Genomic DNA, 21,546 nt, shown 5'->3' on the forward strand with positions numbered 1-21,546 from the left:
GGCGCGGTCAGTGGTGCAGGATCTTGGACAGGAAGTCCTTGGCGCGGTCGCTGCGCGGGTTGCTGAAGAACTGGTCCGGCGAAGCCTCTTCGACGATGCGGCCGTCGGCCATGAACACCACGCGGTTCGCGGCCGACCGGGCGAATCCCATCTCGTGGGTGACGACGATCATGGTCATGCCGTCCCGGGCGAGCTGCTGCATGACCTCCAGCACCTCGTTGATCATCTCCGGGTCCAGGGCGGAGGTCGGCTCGTCGAAGAGCATCACCTTGGGGTTCATGGCCAGGGCACGCGCGATGGCCACGCGCTGCTGCTGGCCGCCGGAGAGCTGGGCGGGGTACTTGTCGGCCTGGCTGGCCACGCCGACGCGGTCGAGCAGGGCGCGCGCGGTCTCCTCGGCCTTCTTCTTGTCGGCCTTGCGGACCTTGATCTGGCCCAGCATCACGTTCTGCAGCACGGTCTTGTGCGCGAACAGGTTGAACGACTGGAAGACCATGCCGACGTCGGCGCGCAGCCGGGCCAGCTCCCTGCCCTCCTGGGGCAGCGGCTTCCCGTCGATCGTGATCGAACCCTCGTCGATCGTCTCCAGGCGGTTGATGGTGCGGCACAGCGTGGACTTGCCGGACCCGGAGGGTCCGATGACCACGACGACCTCACCACGCTCGATGGTCAGATCGATGTCCTGGAGAACGTGCAACGCGCCGAAATGCTTGTTGACGCTCTTCAGGACGACCAGTTCGCCGGGTGCGGCCGCGTCTTCCTTGGCCACCGATACTTCGGTCATCGCTCTCGGGCTCCGTCCTCCTCGGTTTCGGAGGACAGTAGTGACCACTCGCGACCAGCGTCATTACATCTGAGGGGAATCTGAGCATCACGATCCGATAGCAATCGGACACGTGTCGTAGCACCGGTGCCCCGGGACCGTATCGGGCGGATAACGGAAGCCGCGCGCAACCGGAACCCACTTGACGGCGTCCTCGTCCATCAGCGTGACTGCCATGGTGCACGCGCGCGTGCACCATGCTTTTCACCCACCGAAACCGTACGCCTGGGTCGTACGACTTTGTACGGGATCAGATGGTACGCCCGATGAACCGGAGGAGGCCGGGATGAGACTACTGCTCGTCGAGGACGACAACCACGTCGCCGCGGCCCTGTCCGCGGTCCTGAGGCGGCACGGTTTCGACGTCACCCACGCGCGCAGCGGCGAGGAGGCCCTCCAGGCACTCGTCCCGGAGGGTCCCGGCTTCGGGGTCGTCCTGCTCGACCTGGGCCTGCCCGACCAGGACGGCTACGAGGTCTGCGGCAAGATCCGCAAGCGCACCGCCACCCCCGTGATCATGGTGACGGCCCGCTCCGACGTGCGCTCCCGCATCCACGGCCTCAACTTGGGCGCCGACGACTACGTGGTGAAGCCGTACGACACCGGTGAGCTGCTCGCCCGCATCCACGCCGTCAGCCGGCGCACCGTCCCCGAGGACGCGGCGGCCGCGGGGGACGGCGAGCTGCTGCTCGGGCCCGTGCGCATCGAGCTGCCCACCCGGCGCGTCACCGTGGAGGGTGCCGTCGTCCAGCTCACCCGCAAGGAGTTCGACCTGCTGGCGCTGCTCGCCCAGCGTCCCGGCGTCGTCTTCCGCCGGGAGCAGATCATCAGCGAGGTGTGGCGCACCAGCTGGGAGGGGACCGGACGGACCCTGGAGGTGCACGTCGCCTCCCTGCGCGCCAAACTGCGCATGCCGGCCCTGATCGAGACCGTGCGCGGCGTCGGTTACCGGCTCGTGGCCCCGGCCTAGCGGGGACCGTTGCGCACACGTCTCCTGCCGCTGCTCATCGTCCTGATGGCGGCCGTGCTGCTCGCGCTGGGCGTGCCGCTGGCGGTCAGCGTGGCCGGCGCCGAACAGCAGGACGTGGTCGTCGACCGCATCGACGACGCGGCACGGTTCGCCGCCCTCGCCCAGTTCGTCACCGCCCCGACCAGTGCCACCGATCCGGTCTCCGCGACCAACGACGAGCGGCGCGGGACCCTGACGCGCGAACTGGTCAACTACTACGACGTCTACGGCATTCGCGCCGGTGTCTTCTACGGCAGCGACACCCCCATGGCCCATGCGCCCAGGGACTGGTACCTCCCCGAGAAGGGCGAGGTGCGGGACGCGTTCGAGGAGGCGCTGCTGAGCCGGCGCAGCCACGACCCCCAGCAGGTGTGGCCCTGGCAGCGCACCCGGCTGGTGGTGGCGTCCCCGGTGATCCGGGACGGCGACGTCGTCGCGGTCGTCGTCACCGACTCGCCCACCGGGGCGATGCGCTCGCGCATCCTGCACGGCTGGCTGGTCGTCGGCGCCGGCGAGATCGCGGCGATGCTGCTCGCCATCGGAGCGGCCCTGCGGCTGACCGGCTGGGTGCTCAGGCCCGTGCGGATCCTGGACGCCACCACCCACGACATCGCCACCGGCCGCCTGAAGTCCCGGGTCGCGGTCGCGAGCGGCCCGCCGGAACTCCGCCGGCTGGCCCGCTCGTTCAACGAGATGGCGGACAACGTCGAGGACGTGCTGGAGCAGCAGCGCGCCTTCGTCGCCGACGCCTCGCACCAGCTGCGCAACCCGCTCGCGGCGCTGCTGCTGCGCATCGAACTGCTCGGCTACGAACTTCCGGAGGGCAACGAGGAGATCGCGTCCGTGCAGAACGAGGGCAGGCGCCTCGCCCAGGTCCTGGACGACCTGCTCGACCTGGCCCTGGCCGAACACACCCAGGCCGACCTGCGGGTCACCGACATCGGCGCGCTGACCGCCGAGCGCGTCGCCGCCTGGGCGCCCACCGCCGAGGCCAAGGGCGTCCGTCTGACCGGTGACTGCCCGCCCACCACGGCCTGGGCCGACCCGGTCACGCTCTCCAGCGCCCTGGACGCGGTGATCGACAACGCGGTCAAGTTCACGCCGGAGGGCGAGAGCGTCGAGGTGACGGTCGCCGTCGACGGCGAGACCTCGACCGTCGTCGTCACCGACCACGGCCCCGGCCTCACCGACGAGGAGCTCCACCGGGTGGGCGACCGCTTCTGGCGCAGCGGCCGGCACCAGAACGTCAAGGGCTCCGGCCTCGGCCTGTCCATCTCCCGCGCCCTGCTCGCGGCCGGCGGCGGCACGATCTCGTACGGCCACCACGAGCCCACCGGGCTGAAGGTGACGGTGTCCGTGCCGAGGTCGAGGCCGGTGGCCTGAGACCGGCTCCGCCGCGATCCGCCGGACCGGGACGTCCTCCTCGGTCCGACGGGCGGCCGGACGGGCTCCGTACCGGCCGTACGGGCTTCCGGGGCGGTCGCACGGGCCCGGAGCGCCGGCGGTGCCCCTCAGCCGGTCGTACGGGCTCCGGGGGCCGTACGGGCTCCGGAGCGGCGTCGGCCTCGCTTGGCCCGGCGGACCCGTGACGGTGCCGGCCGGGGCCCGACGGTTCCGGTGGCGGCGTCGGGCCGGTGGTGGCGTCCGCCCGGCTGTGGTGTCCGTCCGGTCGCGGTGCCGGCCCCGCTACGGCTTGACGGAGCGGTAGTAGCGCCGGGCGCCCTCGTGCAGGGGGAGGGGGTCGGTGTAGATGGCCGTGCGCAGATCGACCAGCTGGGCCGAGTGCACGTGCCGCCCGATTCCGTCGCGGCTCTTGATCACGGTCCGGGTCAGCCACTCGGTGAGCCTGGGGTCCACGTCCGTGCGGGTCACCAGCAGGTTGGACACCGCGATCGTCGGCACCGTGGAGCCGTTCTGGATGGTCGGGTAGGCGGACTCGGGCATGTTGGTGGCCCGGTAGTAGCCCGTCGCGTCGTCCTGCCGGTGCATCTCGGCCACCAGCGCGGCGTCGATCGGCACGAACCGGAAGGTGAAACCGTCGGCCAGCTTCTCCAGGCCGGCCGTCGGCACCCCGCCGGACCAGAAGAACGCGTCGATCCTCCCCTGCCTCAGCCGCTCCGGGCCGGTGTCGATGCCCTCCGACACGGCCGTGATGTCCTTCACCGGATCCACGCCCGCCGCCTTGAGGAGCCGCTCCGCGATCAGCCGCACCCCCGAACGCGGCAGCCCGGTCGCGACCGTCCGCCCCTTCAGGTCGGCCACGCTCCGCACGTCCGAGTCGCGCGGGACGACCAGCTGCACGTAGTCGTCGTACAGCCGGGCCACCCCGCGCAGCCGGGCGACCGCGTCGCGGTGTTCGCGCTCGTACGTCTCCACCGCGTCGGCCGCGGCGATGGCGAAGTCGGCCTGCCCGGTCGCCACGCGCGCGACGTTCTCCTGCGAACCGTTGCTGGCGGTCAGGTTCACGTCCAGGTCGGGCATGTCCTCGGCCAGCTCGGTGCGCAGCCGGCTGCCGTACTCGTGGTAGACGCCGCTCGTGGTGCCCGTGCTGAAGGTGATGGTGCCGCTCGGCGGGTCCTCCCCCAGAGGCAGCAGCCACCACAGCAGCAGCCCGAGGACGACGACGGCGGCGGCCGCGCCCTGCACGGCCCGGCGCCTGCCGACGGGAGGGAACACCTTGGACATGCGCGCGATCCTGCCAGGTGGGGCGGCGAACTGGCCAGGGCGGGGCGCATCGCGGCGGTGCAGGGCGGGACGGTCGCCGGCCGTCGTTACAGTCGGTCGCATGAGTTCCTCTCCCGCCGACCTGGTCCGTCAGTTCCACCTCGCCTTCGGCCTCGACGTCCGCGGCACGCCCACGGAGGTGCCGGCCGGCCTCGCCGCGCACCGCGGGGAGCTGCTCGCGGAAGAGGCCGCCGAGGTGGCCGAGGTGTCGGTGGACGGGCCCCTGGACCGCCTCGCGCACGAACTGGCCGACGTCGTCTACGTCGCGTACGGCACGGCGCTGGTGCACGGGATCGATCTCGACGCGGTGGTGGCGGAGATCCACCGCTCCAACATGACCAAGCTCGGCCCCGACGGGCAGGTCGCCCGCCGGGCGGACGGCAAGGTCCTCAAGGGCGAGCACTACGAGGCACCGGACGTGTCGGCGGTGCTGCGCCGCCAGGGGTGGGTCCCCGGCGGCGCGGCCTGACGCCCCCCGGGAGGGCCCGGGGCGTCGCCGGCCGGCGACGGGCGTGCCCACCGGCCGGTGGGCACGCCCCACGGCCGGTGGCAGGGGCGCTTCTCCGGCCGCCGCCGGGCTCCGCGGCGAAAGCCGCCCGCGCGTGACCGCCGCCGGGCCCCGCGCCCGGGTGACCGGCGCCCGTGGTGCGGTGCGTGCCCCGCGTGTGCCGTTCCGTCCTTCAGTCGCCCACCGGCGCCTGCGCGCGCGGCTCGGCCGCCGGCTCCGGCGACGGGGTGCGGCGCGCCTCGCGCAGGCGGGTCCAGCGGGTCGCCAGGGGTTCCGTGTAGCGGGCGGTGAGCGGGCCCAGGACGACCAGGATCAGCACGTACGCCGTCGCCAGCGGACCCAGGGACGGTTCGATGCCGGCGGTGACCGCCAGCCCGGCGATGACGATGGAGAACTCCCCGCGGGCCACCAGGGCGCCGCCCGCGCGCCAGCGGCCCTTGACCGATATCCCGGCCCGCCGCGCCGCCCAGTGCCCGGTCGCGATCTTCGTCGCGGCGGTCACGACGGCCAGCACCAGGGCGGGCAGCAGCACCGGAGGAATGCTGGCCGGATCGGTGTGCAGCCCGAAGAACACGAAGAAGACGGCCGCGAACAGGTCCCGCAGGGGACTCAGCAGGGTGTGCGCGCCCTCCGCCACCTCGCCGGAGAGCGCGATGCCGACCAGGAACGCGCCGACCGCCGCCGACACCTGGAGCTGCTGCGCCACTCCGGCGACCAGGATCGTCAGACCCAGGACCACGAGCAGCAGCTTCTCCGGGTCGTCACTGGAGACGAAACGGGAGATGACCCGGCCGTAGCGCACCGCCACGAACAGGACGAGCCCCGCCGCGCCCAGGGCGACCGCCAGGGTCACGCTGCCGGCCGCCAGCCCCACGCCGGCCACCAGCGCGGTGATGATCGGCAGGTAGACCGCCATGGCCAGGTCCTCCAGCACCAGGACGCTCAGGATCACCGGCGTCTCCCGGTTGCCGACCCGGCCCAGATCGCCCAGCACCTTGGCGATGACCCCGGACGAGGAGATCCAGGTGACGCCCGCCAGCACCACGGCCGCCACCGGGCCCCAGCCCAGCAGCAGCGCGGCGGCGGCGCCCGGCAGCGCGTTGAGCGTGAAGTCCACCAGGCCCGAGGGGTAGTGGGCCTTGAGGTTGGAGACCAGATCGCTGGCCGTGTACTCCAGGCCGAGCATGAGCAGCAGCAGGATGACGCCGATCTCGGCGCCGGTGGCCACGAACTCCTCGCTCGCGCCCAGCGGGAGCAGCCCGCCCTCGCCGAAGGCCAGGCCGGCGAGCAGGTAGAGGGGGATCGGCGAGAACTGGAAGCGGGCGGCGAACCGGCCGAGCAGCCCGAGGGCCAGGATGATGGAACCGAACTCGATCAGCAGGACCGCGGAGGAGTGCACCGGATCACTCCCGACCGAGGATCGCCGCGGCCGCGTCAACGCCCTCGCGGGTGCCGATCACGATGAGGGTGTCGCCGCCCGCCAGCCGGAAGTCCGGCGCCGGCGAGGGGATCGCCTCGGCCCGCCGCAGCACCGCCACGATCGACGCGCCGGTCTCCGTGCGCATCCGGGTGTCGCCCAGCAGCCGCCCGTTCCAGTGGGACGTGGCGGCCACCTCGATGCGCTCGGCGACCAGCCCGAGGCCGGTGGTGTACAGCAGGTTCGCGCTGTGGTGGGACGGCTTCAGCGCGTCGATCAGCGAGCCCGCCTCGGCGCCGGAGAGGCGCAGCGACTGGGCGCAGGAGTCCGGGTCGTCGGCCTGGTACACGCTCACCGTCCGGGTTCCGTCGCGGTGGGCCACCACGGACAGGTGGCGCTGCTCCCGCGTCACGAGGTCGTACTGGACACCGATGCCTGGCAGCGGCGTCGTCCGGAGGCGTGGAGCGGACACGGTTCGTTCCCCTTGAGGTCGTGGGCGGTCTGAGGTCGGGGCGGTCGGTGTCGGCGCCGACGGCGGTGCGGATGCCCGCGCGGTACCGGCCACCTGCGCCACGAGGGCGGCGGTGGCCGGTGTCCGACCGGTTCCCGGGATCGTCGATCACCAGTGCGCCGACGTGCCATGTTCCCATCCCGCCGTACGGTGACGACATGGGTGTCGTCACGGATGGACAAGGCCGGCGCGGGGCGGAGATGCTGGTCAGGGCGGTGTCATGGTCCCGGACGGGCCGGTCGGACACGGCTCGGCCGACGCGGGGGCACCGGCCGACGAGGACCGGGAGAGGAGGAGTCGCGCACGTGTCGTTGTTCTGGCGGATCTTCGCCCTCAACGCCGTCGGCCTGGTGGTGGCCGCCGCGCTGCTCCTGGGCCCGGTCACCGTCTCCACGCCCGTCCTGCCGGCCGAGGCGTTCGTCGTCGTGGCGGGTCTGGCCGCGCTGCTGGCCGTCAACGCGGTCGTGCTGCGCGTCGGGCTGGCCCCGCTGGGACGGCTGGGCCGGGCCATGGGCGACGCCGACCTGCTGCACCCCGGCGCCCGTGCCGTCGTCTCCGGTCCGGTCGAGACGGCCGAGCTGATCACGACGTACAACGCCATGCTCGACCGGCTGGAGTCGGAGCGGGCGACCAGCGCCGCCCGCGCCCTGTCCGCCCAGGAACGCGAACGCCACCGCATCGCCCGCGAACTGCACGACGAGGTCGGCCAGACCCTCACCGCCGTGCTCCTCCAGCTCAAACGGGTCGCCGACCGGGCCCCCGACGACCTGCGCGAGGAGGTGGGGCAGGCCCAGGAGGCCACGCGCGCGGGACTGGACGAGATCCGCCGGATCGCCCGCCGGCTGCGCCCCGGCGTCCTGGACGAACTCGGCCTGGTCAGCGCCCTGCGCTCACTCGCCGCCGAGTTCACCACCCACGGACTGACGGTCCGCCCCGACCTGCGGCCCGGTCTGCCCCCGCTGACCGAGGAGACCGAACTGGTGCTGTACCGGGTCGCCCAGGAAGCCCTGACCAACACCGCCCGGCACGCCGGTGCCGACCGCGCCGACCTCCGCCTCCGCCCCGTCGCCGACGGCGTCGAACTGCTCGTGCGGGACAACGGCCGGGGCCCCGGGCCGACGGCGGGGGAGGGAGCCGGGGTCCTGGGGATGCGGGAACGGGCGCTGCTGATCGGCGCGACGTTCACCTTCGGGCCCGGTCTCGGCGGCGGGACCGCCGTACGCCTGCGGACCACGCCCGCCGTCGCCGCGCCGCCCGCCACCGTGTCGTCCGCCGCCGCGCCGCCCACCGCTCCGTCCGCGGGAGGCGGCCTCCGGTGAAGGAGGTCCGCCCGTCCCGGTACGGGGTGCCGCGGCTCGGCCACCACGCCCGCCCCACCGTCCCCGGAGGCCGCCGATGACCGACGAGTCCGCACCGACCCGCGTGCTCCTCGCCGACGACCACACGCTCGTGCGCCGCGGAGTGCGGCTCATCCTGGACGGCGAACCCGACCTGACGGTCGTGGCGGAGGCGGGGGACGGGGCCGAGGCGGTCGAGCGGGCCCGTGCGGGCGACATCGACCTGGCCGTCCTGGACGTGGCCATGCCGAGGATGACGGGTCTGCAGGCGGCCCGCGAACTCTCCCGGCGACTGCCCGGCCTGCGGATCCTGATCCTCACCATGTACGACAACGAGCAGTACTTCTTCGAGGCCCTCAAGGCGGGTGCGGGCGGATACGTGCTGAAGTCCGTCGCCGACCGGGACCTGGTCGAGGCGTGCCGGGCGGCCGTGCGCGACGAGCCGTTCATCTACCCGGGCGCCGAGCGCGCGCTCGTGCGGTCGTACCTCGAACGGCTGCACGGCGGCGCCGGTGTGGACGGTCTGCCCGACCGGCCCATCACCGAGCGCGAGGAGGAGATCCTCAAGCTCGTCGCCGAGGGACACACCTCCAAGGAGATCGGCGCGCTCCTGTTCATCAGCGCCAAGACCGTCGAACGGCACCGCGCCAACCTCCTCCAGAAGCTCGGCATGCGCGACCGCCTCGAACTCACGCGCTACGCCATCCGGGCCGGCCTCATCGACCCGTGACCCCGTCCCGGCGCTCCGGTCCCTCCGTCCGGCCCGGCCCCGGACGTCCACGCGCGCTCACGCGCCCGCGGGGACGTACGCCGCCCGGACGTGCGGGCGTCGCGGCATCCGCGCGCGCAGGGCCCGGGTGGGCGATCGCCCCGAACGCGCCGGACGGGTCCGCGGCATCCGCGCGCGGGGCCCGGACGCCGTGGTCCGGAGCGCCGCCGTCGGCCCGTGGCGGTGGCCCGCGGGGCTCGGCGGGGCCGTCCTGCGGCTGGTCTCCCGGCGCACCCTGCGGCGGGCCGCGGACGGGCTGTGCCACCCGGCCGAGGCGGTCGTCGCACCGCGGCGGGCCGCTCCGCCGTCGTCCGCCTGAGCGCGGCCACCGGCCGGTGCTCCGCGGGCCCCGGAGCACCGGCCGGGGGCCTCCCCGGAACCGCCTACCCTTGAGGCATGACCAGCAGCAGCGACCGGAGCCTCGCAGTGGACGTTCCCGCACCCAAGAGCTACGAGATTCGCACCTACGGGTGCCAGATGAACGTCCACGACTCCGAGCGATTGTCCGGGCTGCTCGAAGACGCCGGCTACGTGCGCGCCCCCGAGGGGTCGGACGGCGACGCGGACGTCGTCGTCTTCAACACGTGCGCCGTACGGGAGAACGCCGACAACCGGCTGTACGGCAACCTCGGCCGCCTCGCGCCGCGGAAGGCCTCGCGGCCCGGCATGCAGATCGCCGTCGGCGGCTGCCTGGCGCAGAAGGACCGCGACACCATCGTGAAGAAGGCCCCCTGGGTCGACGTCGTCTTCGGCACCCACAACATCGGCAAGCTCCCGGTCCTGCTGGAACGCGCGCGCGTGCAGGAGGAGGCCCAGGTCGAGATCGCCGAGTCCCTGGAGGCGTTCCCCTCCACACTGCCCACGCGCCGCGAGAGCGCGTACGCGGCCTGGGTGTCGATCTCCGTCGGCTGCAACAACACCTGCACGTTCTGCATCGTCCCGGCCCTGCGCGGCAAGGAGAAGGACCGCCGCACCGGCGACATCCTCGCCGAGATCGACGCCCTGGTGGGCGAGGGCGTCAGCGAGATCACGCTGCTCGGCCAGAACGTCAACGCCTACGGCTCCGACATCGGCGACCGCGAGGCCTTCAGCAAGCTGCTGCGCGCGTGCGGGACGATCGAGGGCCTCGAGCGCGTGCGGTTCACCTCGCCGCACCCGCGCGACTTCACCGACGACGTCATCGCCGCCATGGCCGAGACGCCGAACGTGATGCCGCAGCTGCACATGCCGCTCCAGTCCGGCTCGGACACCGTCCTGAAGGCGATGCGCCGCTCCTACCGCCAGGAGCGCTACCTCGGGATCATCGAGAAGGTCCGCGCGGCCATCCCGCACGCCGCGATCACCACCGACATCATCGTGGGCTTCCCCGGCGAGACCGAGGAGGACTTCGAGGAGACCCTGCACGTGGTGCGCGAGGCCCGGTTCGCCCAGGCGTTCACCTTCCAGTACTCCAAGCGGCCCGGCACCCCGGCCGCCACCATGGCGGACCAGATCCCCAAGGCGGTCGTCCAGGCGCGCTACGAGCGTCTCGTCGCCCTCCAGGAGGAGATCTCCTGGGAGGAGAACAAGAAGCAGGTCGGCCGCACCCTGGAGCTGATGGTCGCCGAGGGCGAGGGCCGCAAGGACGGTGCCACCCACCGCCTCTCCGGCCGCGCCCCCGACAACCGCCTCGTCCACTTCACCAAGCCCGGCCAGGAGGTCCGCCCCGGCGACGTCGTCACGGTCGAGATCACCTACGCCGCCCCGCACCACCTCCTCGCCGAGGGCGCCGTCCTCGACGTGCGCCGCACGCGCGCGGGCGACGCCTGGGAGAAGCGCACCGCGGAGAAGGCGGCCGCACCGGCCGGCGTCATGCTGGGCCTGCCCAAGGTCGGCGCGCCCGCGCCGCTCCCGGTGGCGAGCGGCAGCGGCTGCGGCTGCGACTGACCGGGGCTCCGCCCGGCCCGCACCACGCCGCGCCGGCCCACACCGGTGCCGGCGCGCGCGGGGCCGGCGGCCCGGGGTTACCCTGCCGATCATGCTTGTCGCCGCCGCAGTCTGCCCCTGTCCGCCCCTGCTCGTGCCCGAGGTGGCCGCGGGCGCCGCACCCGAGCTGGACGCCGCGCGTACCGCCTGTTCGGACGCGCTGTCGGTGCTCGCCGCCGCCCGGCCGGACCGGGTCGTGGTGATCGGCCCCACGGGGGAGGCCGGGCGGGGCGCGTATCCCGCGGGCACGCCGGGTTCCTTCCGCGGCTTCGGCGTGGATCTCGCCGTACGGCTCGGCGGGACGGGCGCGGGGCCCGGTGGGACGGGCGCGGAGGTGGCGTACGGGCGCGACCTGCCGCCCTCCCTGGCCGTGGGCGCCTGGCTGCTGGAGCGGGCCGGCCTGCCGGACGCCCCGGTCGAGGGTCTCGGCGTGGAGGAGTCCCTCCCGCCCGGGCGATGCGCCGAGGCAGGCCGGGAGATCGCCGCCTGGCCCGGCCGGACCGCGCTCCTGGTGATGGGTGACGCGAGCGCCTGCCGCACGCTGAAGGCACCGGGCTATCTGGACGAGCGCGCGGCCCCCTTCGACGCCGAGGCCGGGCGGGCGCTCGGCGCCGCCGACCTCGCGGCCCTCGAGGCCCTCGACGCCGGACTGGCCCGTGAGCTGAAGGCGGCGGGGCGGGCCCCCTGGCAGGTGCTGGCGGGCGCGGCGCGGGACGCCGGCCTGTCCGGCACCCTGCTGTACGAGGACGCGCTGTACGGCGTCGGGTACGTGGTCGCGGCCTGGTCCTAGCCCGGTCGGTGCGGCCGCGCCGCCGTGGCCCGGTCGTGGCTCCGTCCGCCGCCGGACGCGCGGCCGGCCGGTGCGGTCCCGGCCGTACCCGTGCCGGCGCGCGGGGGCGGCGGGCGCGGAAGGCCGCGTGCGCGCGCCGCGACCGTCCGGCTCCCGCCGTGCCGGCGCCGGCCGTCGTTCAGGACGTCGGCGGAGGCGTGCCCGGGGGAGGCGTGGTCGGGGGAGTGAACGTGTCGCCGCCCGCCCCCGGATCGTCCTTGTGCGCGAGCCGGTCCACGGCGCCCTTGGCCTTGCCGGTGCCCGAATGGATCTTGCCCGAGTACTTGCCCTTCGTCCTCTCGTCGACGACGTGTGCGGCCTTGTCGATCCCGTGATGGATCTTGTCCCCGTGCTGCTGCGCGAGGCCGGACACCTTGTCCTTGGCAGGGCTGAGCCTGACCTTCAGATTGTGCAGAAGACCCATGGGCCACCTTCTCTGGCGAGTCCGTCAGGTACGGGCGCTCTCGCCGGCCTCACGGTCGGCGGCCTCGTCGGACGACTGCCGCCGCGGGATGCCGACCTCGTCCCCGGCGGATTCCTCCGCCCCGGTGCCGTTTTCGGACGAACCGGCCGGTGCGCCGGCCGTGGTCGCCTCCGGTGCGGTCGCCTTCCGCGCGACCGCTTCCTCGATGACCGCGGCGTCCGTGACCGGCTCCTCCGTGACGGCGCCGTCCGCGACCGCTTCCTCCGGGGGCGCTTCCCGCGCGGCCTTCGGCCTGCGGAAAAAACGTGCCATGACGCCCATATTCACTCCATACGGTACTCGTGCGGGCGAAATCCCGCGTCGCCCGGTGCGTCCGTTCGCGTCACCGGTTACGCCGCCCCGTGAACGGCGACGGAAATCTCGCAACGGGCAACGCCCCGGGGCGAGTCCTGTCACCTCACTCGTTCGAGGGCACGGGGCGACGTTTGGGAGACTGGTGCGGTGAGCAGCGCACCCCCCACCCCCCGGGTCATCGCCGTCGTCGGACCGACCGCGGCCGGAAAGTCCGATCTGGGCGTCTTTCTGGCTCGGCGGCTCGGCGGCGAGGTCGTCAACGCCGACTCCATGCAGCTGTACCGAGGGATGGACATCGGCACGGCCAAACTGACGCCCGAGGAGCGCGGCGGCGTCCCGCACCACCTCCTCGACGTCTGGGACGTCACCGTCACCGCCTCGGTCGCCGAGTACCAGCGCCTGGCCCGGGCCCGCATCGACGCCCTGCTCGCCGAGGGCCGCTGGCCGGTCCTCGTCGGCGGCTCCGGGCTGTACGTCCGCGGCGCCGTCGACAACCTGGAGTTCCCCGGTACCGACCCCGAGGTGCGGGCCCGGCTGGAGGAGGAACTGACACTGCGCGGCTCCGGCGCCCTGCACGCCCGCCTGGCGGCCGCCGACCCGGAGGCGGCGCAGGCGATCCTGCCGAGCAACGGCCGCCGCATCGTCCGCGCCCTCGAAGTGATCGAGATCACCGGGAAGCCCTTCACGGCCAATCTCCCGGGCCACGACTCCGTCTACGACACGGTCCAGATCGGCGTGGACGTGGCCAGGCCCGAACTCGACGAGCGCATCGCCCGGCGGGTCGACCGGATGTGGGACGCGGGGCTCGTGGACGAGGTGCGCGCGCTGGAGGCGCGAGGCCTGCGCGAGGGGCGCACCGCCTCCCGCGCGCTCGGCTACCAGCAGGTCCTCGCGGCACTGGCCGGCGAGTGCACCGAGGACGAGGCGCGGGCGGAGACGGTCCGTGCCACCAAACGCTTCGCGCGCCGTCAGGATTCCTGGTTCCGGCGGGATCCGCGGGTGCACTGGTTGAGTGGGGCCGCGGCGGACCGCACGGAACTTCCCCGGCTGGCGCTGGCCTTGGTCGAACGACCGGTCACAGCCTGATCACGTCATGGCATCGGGACGCTCAGGCCGTCATCCGGGCCCGCGGCACCGTGCCATCATCGAGCTTCGATCGACCAAGTGGAGTCCGAGTGGGGAGGGCGCGTGGCGATGGAGGCCGGCCCTCGTGACACCGCACAAGGCACCGGGCACGCCACCGGCGAGCACGGCGAACCGGAGCCGGAGGACGGCCGTCCGGGTCCCGCGGGACCGGACGGTCCCGAGCGCCCGGACGGCGGCGCGGACGGCGTCGACGCCGTGGGTGACATCGATGCCGCGGACGGCCTGGACGCCGACGCCGTGGACGCCGTCGACGACATCGACGACACGGACGAGGCCGAAGGCGGCGTGACCGCCGACGGTCCCGAGCCGGAGGAGATGTTCGCCGGCGGCCCGGAGGTCGAGGTCGAGCTGCGTCCCCAGCGAAGGCTGCGGATCTGGCAGCTCGCCCCCATCGTCGCCCTGGCCGCGACGGGCTCCCTGATGTTCGCCTTCCCGCTCGCCTTCGACTTCGGCGACAGCGGCGCCGTGATCGCCATGCTGGGCCTGCTGATCTGCTCCTGTGCGGCCGGCTGGGGAATGATGGCCGCCCGTCGCGTCGGACACACCTGGCCCGGCCTGCCGCAGCGCGGCTCCGGCCGCCGGCCCGACTGGCGCGTCGTCCTCGCCTACGTCGTCCTGGTCGCCACGGTCGTGATGCTGGCCGTCCTGCGAGTCGCCCGGCTGCGCTAGGGCCTCTCGTTTGGATCAGGCCGGGCTCGCAGGCCCCGGCACCGCACCTCGCCGCGTTGTCGTCGGTCGCCAGGGCTCCGCCCTGACTCCCTCCTCCGCCTTGCGAGGCACGGCACCGGACCCCGCTCCCTGATCCGGCCCGATCCAAACGAAAGACCCTAGGCGTGCTGCCCCGGCAGGCCGGTGACGCGGCCGGCCGGTGAGGGAAGGCCGGTGCGTGCGGCTGCGAGGCGGAAGAGGGCGTCGACGCGGTGGGGGCCTCCCCCGTCGCCGCCGCGCGGGGCCTTCGTGCCCACCCCGTACGATCGAGGGATGAGCACGCGGATCGCCTTCCTCAAGGGGCACGGCACCGAGAACGACTTCGTGATCGTCCCGGACCCCGAGAACGCCATCGACCTCTCCCCGGCCGCCGTCGCCGCCCTGTGCGACCGCCGCGCGGGCATCGGCGGCGACGGACTGCTGCACGTCGTGCGCTCCGCCGCGCACCCGGAGGCGAAGGACCTGGCGGCCGAGGCCGAGTGGTTCATGGACTACCGCAACGGCGACGGCTCGATCGCCGAGATGTGCGGCAACGGGGTCCGGGTCTTCGCCCGCTACCTCCGCCACGCCGGCCTCGTCCCCGAGGGCGACCTCGCGATCGCCACGCGTGCGGGCGTGAGGAGCGTGCACCTCGCCAAGGACGGTGACGTCACCGTCGGCATGGGCCGGGCGCGCCTCCCCGAGGGCGACGTCACGGTCGCCGTCGGCGGGCGCAGCTGGCCCGCGCGGAACGTGAACATGGGCAACCCGCACGCCGTCGCCTTCGTCGACGACCTCGCGCACGCGGGCGACCTGTACGCCCCGCCCCCCTTCAGCCCCGCCTCCGCCTACCCGGACGGGGTCAACGTCGAGTTCGTCGTCGACCGCGGCCCGCGGCACGTCGCGCTGCGCGTGCACGAGCGCGGCTCCGGCGAGACCCGGTCCTGCGGCACGGGCGCGTGCGCCGTCGCCGTGGCCGCCGCCCGCAGGGACGGCACCGACCCGTCCGTCACCGGCACGCCGGTGACGTACACCGTGGATGTCCCCGGTGGACGGCTCGTCATCACCGAGCGACCCGACGGCGAGATCGAGATGACCGGTCCCGCGGTGATCGTCGCCGAAGGCGAGATCGACTCCGAGTGGCTGGAAAACGCCGCCCGTTGAGGAACGGTGCCCCTTGGCATCGGAGGGCGTGACGGCCCGGCGCGCACAGGAGCGCCGCCGGGTTCACGGCCGAGGGTTCGAAATCAAGACCGACCCGCTGTCGTGCGGCGCGAAATCGTAAACCTCGAAGGACTCGCTCGAATGGGTGATCCGTTTCACGCTCGGCGAGAGGCGGTCGGTCGGGCGTGATGGGCTCGGTAGCATCAAGCACCGGCCCGGACGGGGGACTGTTGCCAGCCCCCTGAGCCGTGTCCGCCCTGGGGCACCCCGTCCGCCGGTCCACGCAGCCGGAGGTGCCCATGAGTGCGGAGGCCACGAACCCCGCGACCCCAGGCCCGGTAGTGCCTGCCGCGCCCCGCAGGCGCAGCCGCCCCCGGATCGACCTGCGCCGGCTGGGGCGGGCGGCCCTGCTCGGCCCCGCCTCCCGCGGCAGGCTGCCCGACGCGATCGGCCACGTGGTCGAGGCCCACCGCTTCCACCATCCGGACGCCGACCTCGAACCACTGCGCCGCGCCTACGTGCTCGCGGAGTCCTCCCACCGCGGCCAGATGCGCAAGAGCGGCGAGCCGTACATCACGCACCCGCTGGCCGTGACGCTCATCCTGGCCGAACTCGGCGCGGAGACCACCACGTTGACGGCCTCGCTGCTCCACGACACCGTGGAGGACACCGACGTGACGCTCGATCAGGTCGGCGCCGAGTTCGGCGCCGAGGTGCGCTACCTCGTCGACGGCGTGACGAAGCTGGAGAAGGTGGACTACGGCGCCGCCGCCGAACCCGAGACGTTCCGCAAGATGCTCGTCGCCACCGGCAACGACGTCCGCGTGATGTCCATCAAGCTCGCCGACCGGCTGCACAACATGCGCACCCTCGGCGTGATGCGCCCCGAGAAGCAGGAGCGCATCGCCAAGGTGACCCGCGACGTCCTCATCCCGCTCGCCGAACGCCTCGGTGTCCAGGCGCTGAAGACCGAACTGGAGGACCTGGTCTTCGCGATCCTGCACCCCGAGGAGTACGAGCACACGCACCGGCTGATCGTCGACAACGCCTCACGCGCGGAGGACCCCCTCACCGAGTTCGCCGACGCGACGCGCGCGGTGCTGCGCGACGCCGACATCCAGGCCGAAGTCCTCATCAGACCCCGGCACCTCGTCTCCCTGCACCGCACCGCCCGCAAACGCCGACGACTGCGCGGCTCCGACTTCGGCCGGCTGCTCGTCCTGGTCAACGAGGACGCCGACTGTTACGCCGTACTCGGCGAACTGCACACCTGCATGACGCCCGTGGTCTCGGAGTTCAAGGACTTCATCGCCGTACCCAAGTTCAACCTCTACCAGTCGCTGCACACCGCCGTCGCCCTCCCCCGGGCCCGGACGGACTCCTCCGAAGGCGCCTCCGCCGACGTCGAGGTCGCCGAAGTCCTCATCCGCACCCACCAGATGCACAAGGTCGCCGAGGCCGGGGTCGTCGCGCTCGGCAACCCCTACGTCACTCCGGCGGAGGAGCCGGGCGCGTCCGACGGCGAGCGCGTCGACCCCACCCGCCCCGGCTGGCTCTCCCGTCTCCTCGACTGGCAGGAGGCGGCCCCCGACCCGGACACGTTCTGGTCCACCCTGCGCGAGGACCTCGCCCAGGACCGCGAGATCACCGTCTTCCGTCCCGACGGCGGAACCCTTGGCCTGCCCGAGGGCGCCACCTGCGTGGACGCCGCGTACGCGCAGTACGGCGAGGACGCCCACGCCTGCCTCGGGGCACGCGTCAACGGCCGCCTGGCGACCCTGAGCACCGTGCTGCGGGACGGCGACAGCGTCCAGCTCCTCATGGGCCAGGACCCCGCCTCCGAGCCCTCCAGGGAGTGGCTGGAGCACGCCCACACGCCCGCCGCCCGCATCGCCATCCAGCGATGGCTCGCGGCCCACCCGGGTACGGACGGCGCGCCCGCCGAGGCCGACGGCGCGAAGACCGGCCCGGCCCGGACCCCGGCCGGCGGCGCCGCGGCCCGCCCCGCACCGGACGCCCCCGCGGCCGAGGCCCCCGCGTCCCGCCCCGCCGCCGCGATCACCGCCGTCGACCGGCCCGGTGCCGGCGTCCGGCTCGCCGGGTGCTGCACGCCCGTACCCGCCGACGAGGTCACCGGCTTCGCCGTACGCGGCGGCGTGGTGACCGTGCACCGGGTGGAGTGCGCCGCCGTGGCGCGCATGACGGGAGCGGGGCGCGCGGCGGTCGACGTGCGCTGGGGGGACACCACCGAGTGCCGGGTCACCCTGTTCGCCGAATCGTTCGGCCGTCCCCACCTGCTCGCCGATCTCACCGAGGCCATGGCCCTGGAGGGCGCCGAGATCGTCTCCGCGACCGTCGAACCCCCCAGCCGGCAGCGGGTGCGCCACACCTACACCGTCCAGCTCCCCGACGCCGCCCGGCTGCCCACCCTCATCCGCGCCATGCGCGACGTCCCCGGCGTGTACGACGTGGGACGCGCGCACCACCGGACGCCGTTCTCCTGAGACGGGCGCGGGCCCGCACGTCACCGCACGCGCGCGTGCGCAACCCGTTCGGGTGGGCCGGTCGCGCGTCGGCACCGCGCGGGCGGGGCGCGCTGGTAGCCGTGGTGCATGCTGCTCTCCCCCCGCGCCCGGGACCACCGGGACGCCGCCGGCACCCGCCGGCCCCGCACCGCCCCCTCCCGCCGCCTCGCCTCCGCCCTCCTCGCCTCGGCCGTCTCCGTCTGCCTCGTGGCCGCGGGCGCCCCGCCCACCCCGCTCGGCGTCGGCGACCGCCTCTACCCCCACCTGGGCAACCCCGGCTACGACGTGACGTCGTACGACCTGGCCCTCACGTACTCCGGGAGCAACGACCGGCCGCTCCAGGCGGTCACCACGATCGACGGCCGTACCACCGACGCCCTGGAGCGGATCAACCTGGACTTCGCGCACGGCGAGGTCCGCTCCGTCGAGGTCGACGGGGAGCCCGCCGGCTTCGCCACCGCCGGCGAGGACCTGGTGATCACGCCGGCGCACCCGCTGCCCCGCGGCGACCGGATGCGCGTCACCGTGCGTCACACCAGCGATCCGGTGAGCGCCGGCGGCCGGGACGGCGGCTGGATCCGGACCGCGGACGGCCTCGCCATGGCCAACCAGGCCGACGCCGCCCACCTGGTGTTCCCGTGCAACGACCACCCCTCCGACAAGGCCGTGTTCACCGTCCGCGTCACCGCGCCCGACGGTCACACGGCGGTCGCCAACGGGTTGCCCGCCGGCGTCCACCGGGCGGGCGGCGCGACGACGTGGACGTACCGCACCCTGCACCCGATGGCCACCGAACTCGCCCAGGTCTCCATCGGGCGCTCCGCGGTCCTGCACCGCGAGGGACCGCGCGGACTGCCCGTCCGGGACGTCGTCCCCGCCAAGGACCGCGAGGCCCTCGAACCCTGGCTGCGCAAGACCCCCGGCCAGATCGCCTGGATGGAGGGCAAGGTCGGTCCCTACCCCTTCGAGACGTACGGCTTGCTCGTCGCCGACACCGCCACCGGCTTCGAACTGGAGACGCAGACCCTCTCCCTCTTCGAGAAGGGACTGTTCACCGAACCCGCCTACCCCGCGTGGTACGTCGAGTCGGTCATGGTGCACGAGCTGGCCCACCAGTGGTTCGGCGACAGCGTCAGCCCGCGCACATGGTCCGACCTCTGGCTCAACGAGGGCCACGCCACCTGGTACGAGGCCCTGTACGCGCAGGAGAAGGCCGACCGCCCCCTTCAGGACCGCATGAAGGCGGCGTACGGCGCCTCCGACCGCTGGCGCACGGCCGGCGGCCCGCCCGGCGCCCCCAAGCCGCCGAAGCCCGGGCAGAAGATCGGCATCTTCCGCCCCAACGTCTACGACGGCGCGGCCCTGGTGCTCTTCGCCCTGCGCCAGGAGATCGGCGGGGAAGCCTTCGACCGGCTGGAAAGGAGCTGGCTGGGGGACCACCGCGACGCCACCGCGGGCACGGCCGACTTCGTCCGCCTCGCCACCCGGGTCTCCGGCCGTGACCTCGGCGGCTTCTTCCAGCACTGGCTGTACGACGAGAAGACCCCGCCGATGCCCGGCCACCCGGAGTGGAAGCCGGTCGCCCCCGCGGCCTCCGCCCCCGCGGCCTCCGCCCCCGCGGCCGAGGTCTCCGCGCCTGCCGTCAAGGATCCCGGACCTGTCGCCGGGGCCCGTGAATAAGGCAATGACGAGACGGGCCGTACCGTGCGACCATCGACAGGTCGGCAGGGCACGGGACGCGGGAATCTCCCGGACCGCTCGTGCGTTGTGCATTATGACCGCCGAACCGGCATCCCCAACGACGTAAGGACCCAATGACCTCCTCTTCTTCCCCTTCCCAGGACACCAAGCGCCTCGCGCACGCCTATCCCGAAGGTCTTCGGGCCGATGCCCTGATGGAAGAGGACGTCGCCTGGAGCCTCGACACCGACGGAGAGCGGGACGGCGACCAGTTCGACCGCTCCGAGCGGGCGGCCCTGCGCCGCGTCGCCGGTCTCTCCACCGAACTCGAGGACGTCACCGAGGTCGAGTACCGTCAGCTCCGCCTGGAGCGGGTCGTGCTCGTCGGCGTCTGGACCTCGGGGACCGCACAGGACGCGGACAACTCCCTCGCCGAGCTGGCCGCCCTCGCGGAGACCGCGGGCGCGCTCGTGCTCGACGGCGTGATCCAGCGCCGCGACAAGCCCGACGCCGCCACCTACATCGGTTCCGGCAAGGCCGAGGAACTGCGCGACATCGTCCTCGAGACCGGCGCGGACACCGTCATCTGCGACGGTGAGCTGAGCCCGGGCCAGCTGATCCACCTCGAGGACGTCGTCAAGGTCAAGGTCATCGACCGCACGGCCCTGATCCTCGACATCTTCGCCCAGCACGCCAAGTCCCGAGAGGGCAAGGCACAGGTCGCCCTCGCGCAGATGCAGTACATGCTGCCGAGGCTGCGCGGCTGGGGCCAGTCGCTGTCCCGTCAGATGGGCGGCGGCAAGGGCGGCGGTCTCGCCACCCGTGGTCCCGGTGAGACCAAGATCGAGACGGACCGGCGCCGGATCCGCGAGAAGATGGCGAAGATGCGCCGGGAGATCGCGGAGATGAAGACCGGGCGCGAGATCAAGCGCCAGGAGCGCAAGCGCCACAAGGTGCCCTCGGTCGCCATCGCCGGCTACACCAACGCCGGCAAGTCCTCGCTGCTCAACCGGCTCACGGGCGCGGGCGTACTGGTCGAGAACGCCCTGTTCGCGACCCTCGACCCGACCGTGCGCCGGGCCGAGACCCCGAGCGGCCGGCTCTACACGCTGGCGGACACCGTCGGATTCGTCCGCCACCTTCCGCACCACCTGGTCGAGGCGTTCCGCTCCACCATGGAGGAGGTCGGCGAGTCCGACCTGATCCTGCACGTGGTGGACGGCTCGCACCCGGCCCCGGAGGAGCAGCTCGCCGCCGTGCGCGAGGTGATCAGGGACGTCGGCGCCACCGACGTGCCCGAGATCGTCGTGATCAACAAGGCCGACGCGGCCGACCCGCTCACGCTCCAGCGGCTCATGCGCAACGAGAAGCACTCCATCGCCGTCTCGGCCCGCACCGGCCAGGGCATCGACGAACTCCTGGCGCTCATCGACGACGAGCTGCCCAGGCCGTCCGTCGAGGTCGAGGCCCTCGTGCCGTACACCCACGGCAAGCTGGTCGCGCGCGCCCACGCCGAGGGCGAGGTGATCTCCGAGGAGCACACGGCGGAGGGCACCCTGCTGAAGGCGCGGGTGCACGAGGAACTGGCGGCGGATCTCGCGCCGTACGTCCCCGCGTCGCTTCTCTGACGCGTCGGTCCGCACGAAGGCCCGCCTCCCGCTCGTCGCGGGGGGC

At 73.5% G+C, this 21,546-nt stretch carries 21 protein-coding genes; 14 read left to right on the plus strand and 7 right to left on the minus strand.

Going from position 1 to position 21,546, the window contains the following annotated elements; all coding sequences use genetic code 11:
- Positions 1-7: 7 nt before the first annotated feature.
- Complete coding sequence (locus tag ACZ5FU_RS31795) at positions 8-784, minus strand: amino acid ABC transporter ATP-binding protein (protein WP_451527109.1); 777 nt, start codon at positions 782-784, stop codon at positions 8-10.
- Positions 785-1,109: 325 nt separating this feature from the next.
- Between ACZ5FU_RS31795 and ACZ5FU_RS31800 the strand changes: the two genes are divergently transcribed.
- The gene (locus ACZ5FU_RS31800; protein WP_451527110.1) at positions 1,110-1,793 is read left to right on the plus strand and encodes a response regulator transcription factor; all 684 of its coding nucleotides are present in this window, start codon (positions 1,110-1,112) and stop codon (positions 1,791-1,793) included.
- 9 nt (positions 1,794-1,802) lie between these two features.
- Positions 1,803-3,215: a sensor histidine kinase gene (locus tag ACZ5FU_RS31805; RefSeq protein WP_469047592.1), complete on the plus strand. Its 1,413-nt coding sequence runs from the start codon at positions 1,803-1,805 to the stop codon at positions 3,213-3,215.
- A 303-nt stretch (positions 3,216-3,518) separates the two neighbouring features.
- Here ACZ5FU_RS31805 and ACZ5FU_RS31810 read toward each other — a convergent pair whose 3' ends face one another.
- Positions 3,519-4,517, minus strand: coding sequence for a TAXI family TRAP transporter solute-binding subunit (locus ACZ5FU_RS31810; RefSeq protein WP_469047593.1), 999 nt, complete (start codon positions 4,515-4,517; stop codon positions 3,519-3,521).
- Positions 4,518-4,617: 100 nt separating this feature from the next.
- Here ACZ5FU_RS31810 and ACZ5FU_RS31815 point away from each other — a divergent pair, with 100 nt between their 5' ends.
- Entirely contained in the window at positions 4,618-5,025 is a 408-nt protein-coding gene (locus ACZ5FU_RS31815; RefSeq protein WP_451527113.1) for a pyrophosphohydrolase domain-containing protein, read from the plus strand.
- Between the two features lie 211 nt (positions 5,026-5,236).
- Here ACZ5FU_RS31815 and ACZ5FU_RS31820 read toward each other — a convergent pair whose 3' ends face one another.
- Both ACZ5FU_RS31820 and ACZ5FU_RS31825 read right to left on the minus strand, forming a co-directional pair.
- Positions 5,237-6,463, minus strand: a complete 1,227-nt coding sequence (locus ACZ5FU_RS31820; protein WP_469047596.1) for a cation:proton antiporter — start codon at positions 6,461-6,463, stop codon at positions 5,237-5,239.
- A 4-nt stretch (positions 6,464-6,467) separates the two neighbouring features.
- Positions 6,468-6,953: a cation:proton antiporter regulatory subunit gene (locus tag ACZ5FU_RS31825; RefSeq protein WP_451527115.1), complete on the minus strand. Its 486-nt coding sequence runs from the start codon at positions 6,951-6,953 to the stop codon at positions 6,468-6,470.
- A gap of 344 nt (positions 6,954-7,297) precedes the next feature.
- Between ACZ5FU_RS31825 and ACZ5FU_RS31830 the strand changes: the two genes are divergently transcribed.
- From ACZ5FU_RS31830 to ACZ5FU_RS31850, 5 genes are all read left to right on the plus strand, one after another.
- Positions 7,298-8,311 (plus strand): sensor histidine kinase, encoded by a 1,014-nt coding sequence (locus tag ACZ5FU_RS31830; protein ID WP_451527116.1) that lies wholly within the window; start codon positions 7,298-7,300, stop codon positions 8,309-8,311.
- 76 nt (positions 8,312-8,387) lie between these two features.
- Positions 8,388-9,059 carry a response regulator gene (locus tag ACZ5FU_RS31835; protein ID WP_451527117.1) on the plus strand — a complete coding sequence of 224 codons (672 nt, stop codon included), beginning with the start codon at positions 8,388-8,390 and terminating at the stop codon, positions 9,057-9,059.
- Positions 9,060-9,186: 127 nt separating this feature from the next.
- The gene (locus tag ACZ5FU_RS31840; protein ID WP_469047598.1) at positions 9,187-9,417 is read left to right on the plus strand and encodes a hypothetical protein; all 231 of its coding nucleotides are present in this window, start codon (positions 9,187-9,189) and stop codon (positions 9,415-9,417) included.
- A gap of 77 nt (positions 9,418-9,494) precedes the next feature.
- Positions 9,495-11,024, plus strand: coding sequence for a tRNA (N6-isopentenyl adenosine(37)-C2)-methylthiotransferase MiaB (gene miaB / locus ACZ5FU_RS31845; protein ID WP_451779719.1), 1,530 nt, complete (start codon positions 9,495-9,497; stop codon positions 11,022-11,024).
- A 91-nt stretch (positions 11,025-11,115) separates the two neighbouring features.
- On the plus strand, positions 11,116-11,853 hold the full coding sequence (locus tag ACZ5FU_RS31850) for a class III extradiol dioxygenase subunit B-like domain-containing protein (RefSeq protein WP_469047599.1): 738 nt from the start codon (positions 11,116-11,118) through the stop codon (positions 11,851-11,853).
- A gap of 178 nt (positions 11,854-12,031) precedes the next feature.
- Here the strand turns inward: ACZ5FU_RS31850 and ACZ5FU_RS31855 are convergent, their stop codons facing one another.
- Positions 12,032-12,316 (minus strand): antitoxin, encoded by a 285-nt coding sequence (locus ACZ5FU_RS31855; protein WP_451527121.1) that lies wholly within the window; start codon positions 12,314-12,316, stop codon positions 12,032-12,034.
- A gap of 24 nt (positions 12,317-12,340) precedes the next feature.
- A complete protein-coding gene (locus tag ACZ5FU_RS31860; protein ID WP_469047601.1) occupies positions 12,341-12,628 on the minus strand; it encodes a hypothetical protein in 288 nt (95 codons plus the stop codon).
- Positions 12,629-12,817: 189 nt separating this feature from the next.
- Between ACZ5FU_RS31860 and miaA the strand changes: the two genes are divergently transcribed.
- A complete protein-coding gene (gene miaA, locus ACZ5FU_RS31865) occupies positions 12,818-13,756 on the plus strand; it encodes a tRNA (adenosine(37)-N6)-dimethylallyltransferase MiaA (protein WP_451527123.1) in 939 nt (312 codons plus the stop codon).
- A 108-nt stretch (positions 13,757-13,864) separates the two neighbouring features.
- Positions 13,865-14,485 carry a hypothetical protein gene (locus ACZ5FU_RS31870; protein ID WP_451779792.1) on the plus strand — a complete coding sequence of 207 codons (621 nt, stop codon included), beginning with the start codon at positions 13,865-13,867 and terminating at the stop codon, positions 14,483-14,485.
- A gap of 158 nt (positions 14,486-14,643) precedes the next feature.
- Here the strand turns inward: ACZ5FU_RS31870 and ACZ5FU_RS31875 are convergent, their stop codons facing one another.
- On the minus strand, positions 14,644-14,805 hold the full coding sequence (locus ACZ5FU_RS31875) for a hypothetical protein (protein ID WP_469047603.1): 162 nt from the start codon (positions 14,803-14,805) through the stop codon (positions 14,644-14,646).
- Here ACZ5FU_RS31875 and dapF point away from each other — a divergent pair.
- From dapF to hflX, 4 genes are all read left to right on the plus strand, one after another.
- Positions 14,798-15,667, plus strand: coding sequence for a diaminopimelate epimerase (gene dapF, locus ACZ5FU_RS31880; protein WP_451527125.1), 870 nt, complete (start codon positions 14,798-14,800; stop codon positions 15,665-15,667). The two genes, ACZ5FU_RS31875 and dapF, sit on opposite strands and share 8 nt — an antisense overlap.
- Before the next feature lie 299 nt (positions 15,668-15,966).
- Entirely contained in the window at positions 15,967-18,171 is a 2,205-nt protein-coding gene (locus ACZ5FU_RS31885) for a RelA/SpoT family protein (protein ID WP_469047605.1), read from the plus strand.
- A 108-nt stretch (positions 18,172-18,279) separates the two neighbouring features.
- Positions 18,280-19,872 (plus strand): M1 family metallopeptidase, encoded by a 1,593-nt coding sequence (locus ACZ5FU_RS31890; protein WP_469047607.1) that lies wholly within the window; start codon positions 18,280-18,282, stop codon positions 19,870-19,872.
- Positions 19,873-20,006: 134 nt separating this feature from the next.
- A complete protein-coding gene (gene hflX, locus ACZ5FU_RS31895; RefSeq protein WP_451527128.1) occupies positions 20,007-21,500 on the plus strand; it encodes a GTPase HflX in 1,494 nt (497 codons plus the stop codon).
- Positions 21,501-21,546: the final 46 nt, after the last annotated feature.

This window comes from Streptomyces sp. NPDC031554 (genome assembly GCF_055580685.1).

Excerpts from the sequence above, each read along its gene's own strand:
- ACZ5FU_RS31795 (WP_451527109.1), bottom strand. The coding sequence starts at position 784 with ATGACCGAAGTATCGGTGGCCAAGGAAGACGCGGCCGCACCCGGCGAA.
- ACZ5FU_RS31800 (WP_451527110.1), top strand. The coding sequence starts at position 1,110 with ATGAGACTACTGCTCGTCGAGGACGACAACCACGTCGCCGCGGCCCTG.
- ACZ5FU_RS31810 (WP_469047593.1), bottom strand. The coding sequence starts at position 4,517 with ATGTCCAAGGTGTTCCCTCCCGTCGGCAGGCGCCGGGCCGTGCAGGGC.
- ACZ5FU_RS31815 (WP_451527113.1), top strand. The coding sequence starts at position 4,618 with ATGAGTTCCTCTCCCGCCGACCTGGTCCGTCAGTTCCACCTCGCCTTC.
- ACZ5FU_RS31835 (WP_451527117.1), top strand. The coding sequence starts at position 8,388 with ATGACCGACGAGTCCGCACCGACCCGCGTGCTCCTCGCCGACGACCAC.
- miaB (WP_451779719.1), top strand. The coding sequence starts at position 9,495 with ATGACCAGCAGCAGCGACCGGAGCCTCGCAGTGGACGTTCCCGCACCC.
- ACZ5FU_RS31850 (WP_469047599.1), top strand. The coding sequence starts at position 11,116 with ATGCTTGTCGCCGCCGCAGTCTGCCCCTGTCCGCCCCTGCTCGTGCCC.
- ACZ5FU_RS31855 (WP_451527121.1), bottom strand. The coding sequence starts at position 12,316 with ATGGGTCTTCTGCACAATCTGAAGGTCAGGCTCAGCCCTGCCAAGGAC.
- ACZ5FU_RS31860 (WP_469047601.1), bottom strand. The coding sequence starts at position 12,628 with ATGGCACGTTTTTTCCGCAGGCCGAAGGCCGCGCGGGAAGCGCCCCCG.
- ACZ5FU_RS31870 (WP_451779792.1), top strand. The coding sequence starts at position 13,865 with ATGGAGGCCGGCCCTCGTGACACCGCACAAGGCACCGGGCACGCCACC.
- dapF (WP_451527125.1), top strand. The coding sequence starts at position 14,798 with ATGAGCACGCGGATCGCCTTCCTCAAGGGGCACGGCACCGAGAACGAC.
- ACZ5FU_RS31885 (WP_469047605.1), top strand. The coding sequence starts at position 15,967 with ATGAGTGCGGAGGCCACGAACCCCGCGACCCCAGGCCCGGTAGTGCCT.
- ACZ5FU_RS31890 (WP_469047607.1), top strand. The coding sequence starts at position 18,280 with ATGCTGCTCTCCCCCCGCGCCCGGGACCACCGGGACGCCGCCGGCACC.
- hflX (WP_451527128.1), top strand. The coding sequence starts at position 20,007 with ATGACCTCCTCTTCTTCCCCTTCCCAGGACACCAAGCGCCTCGCGCAC.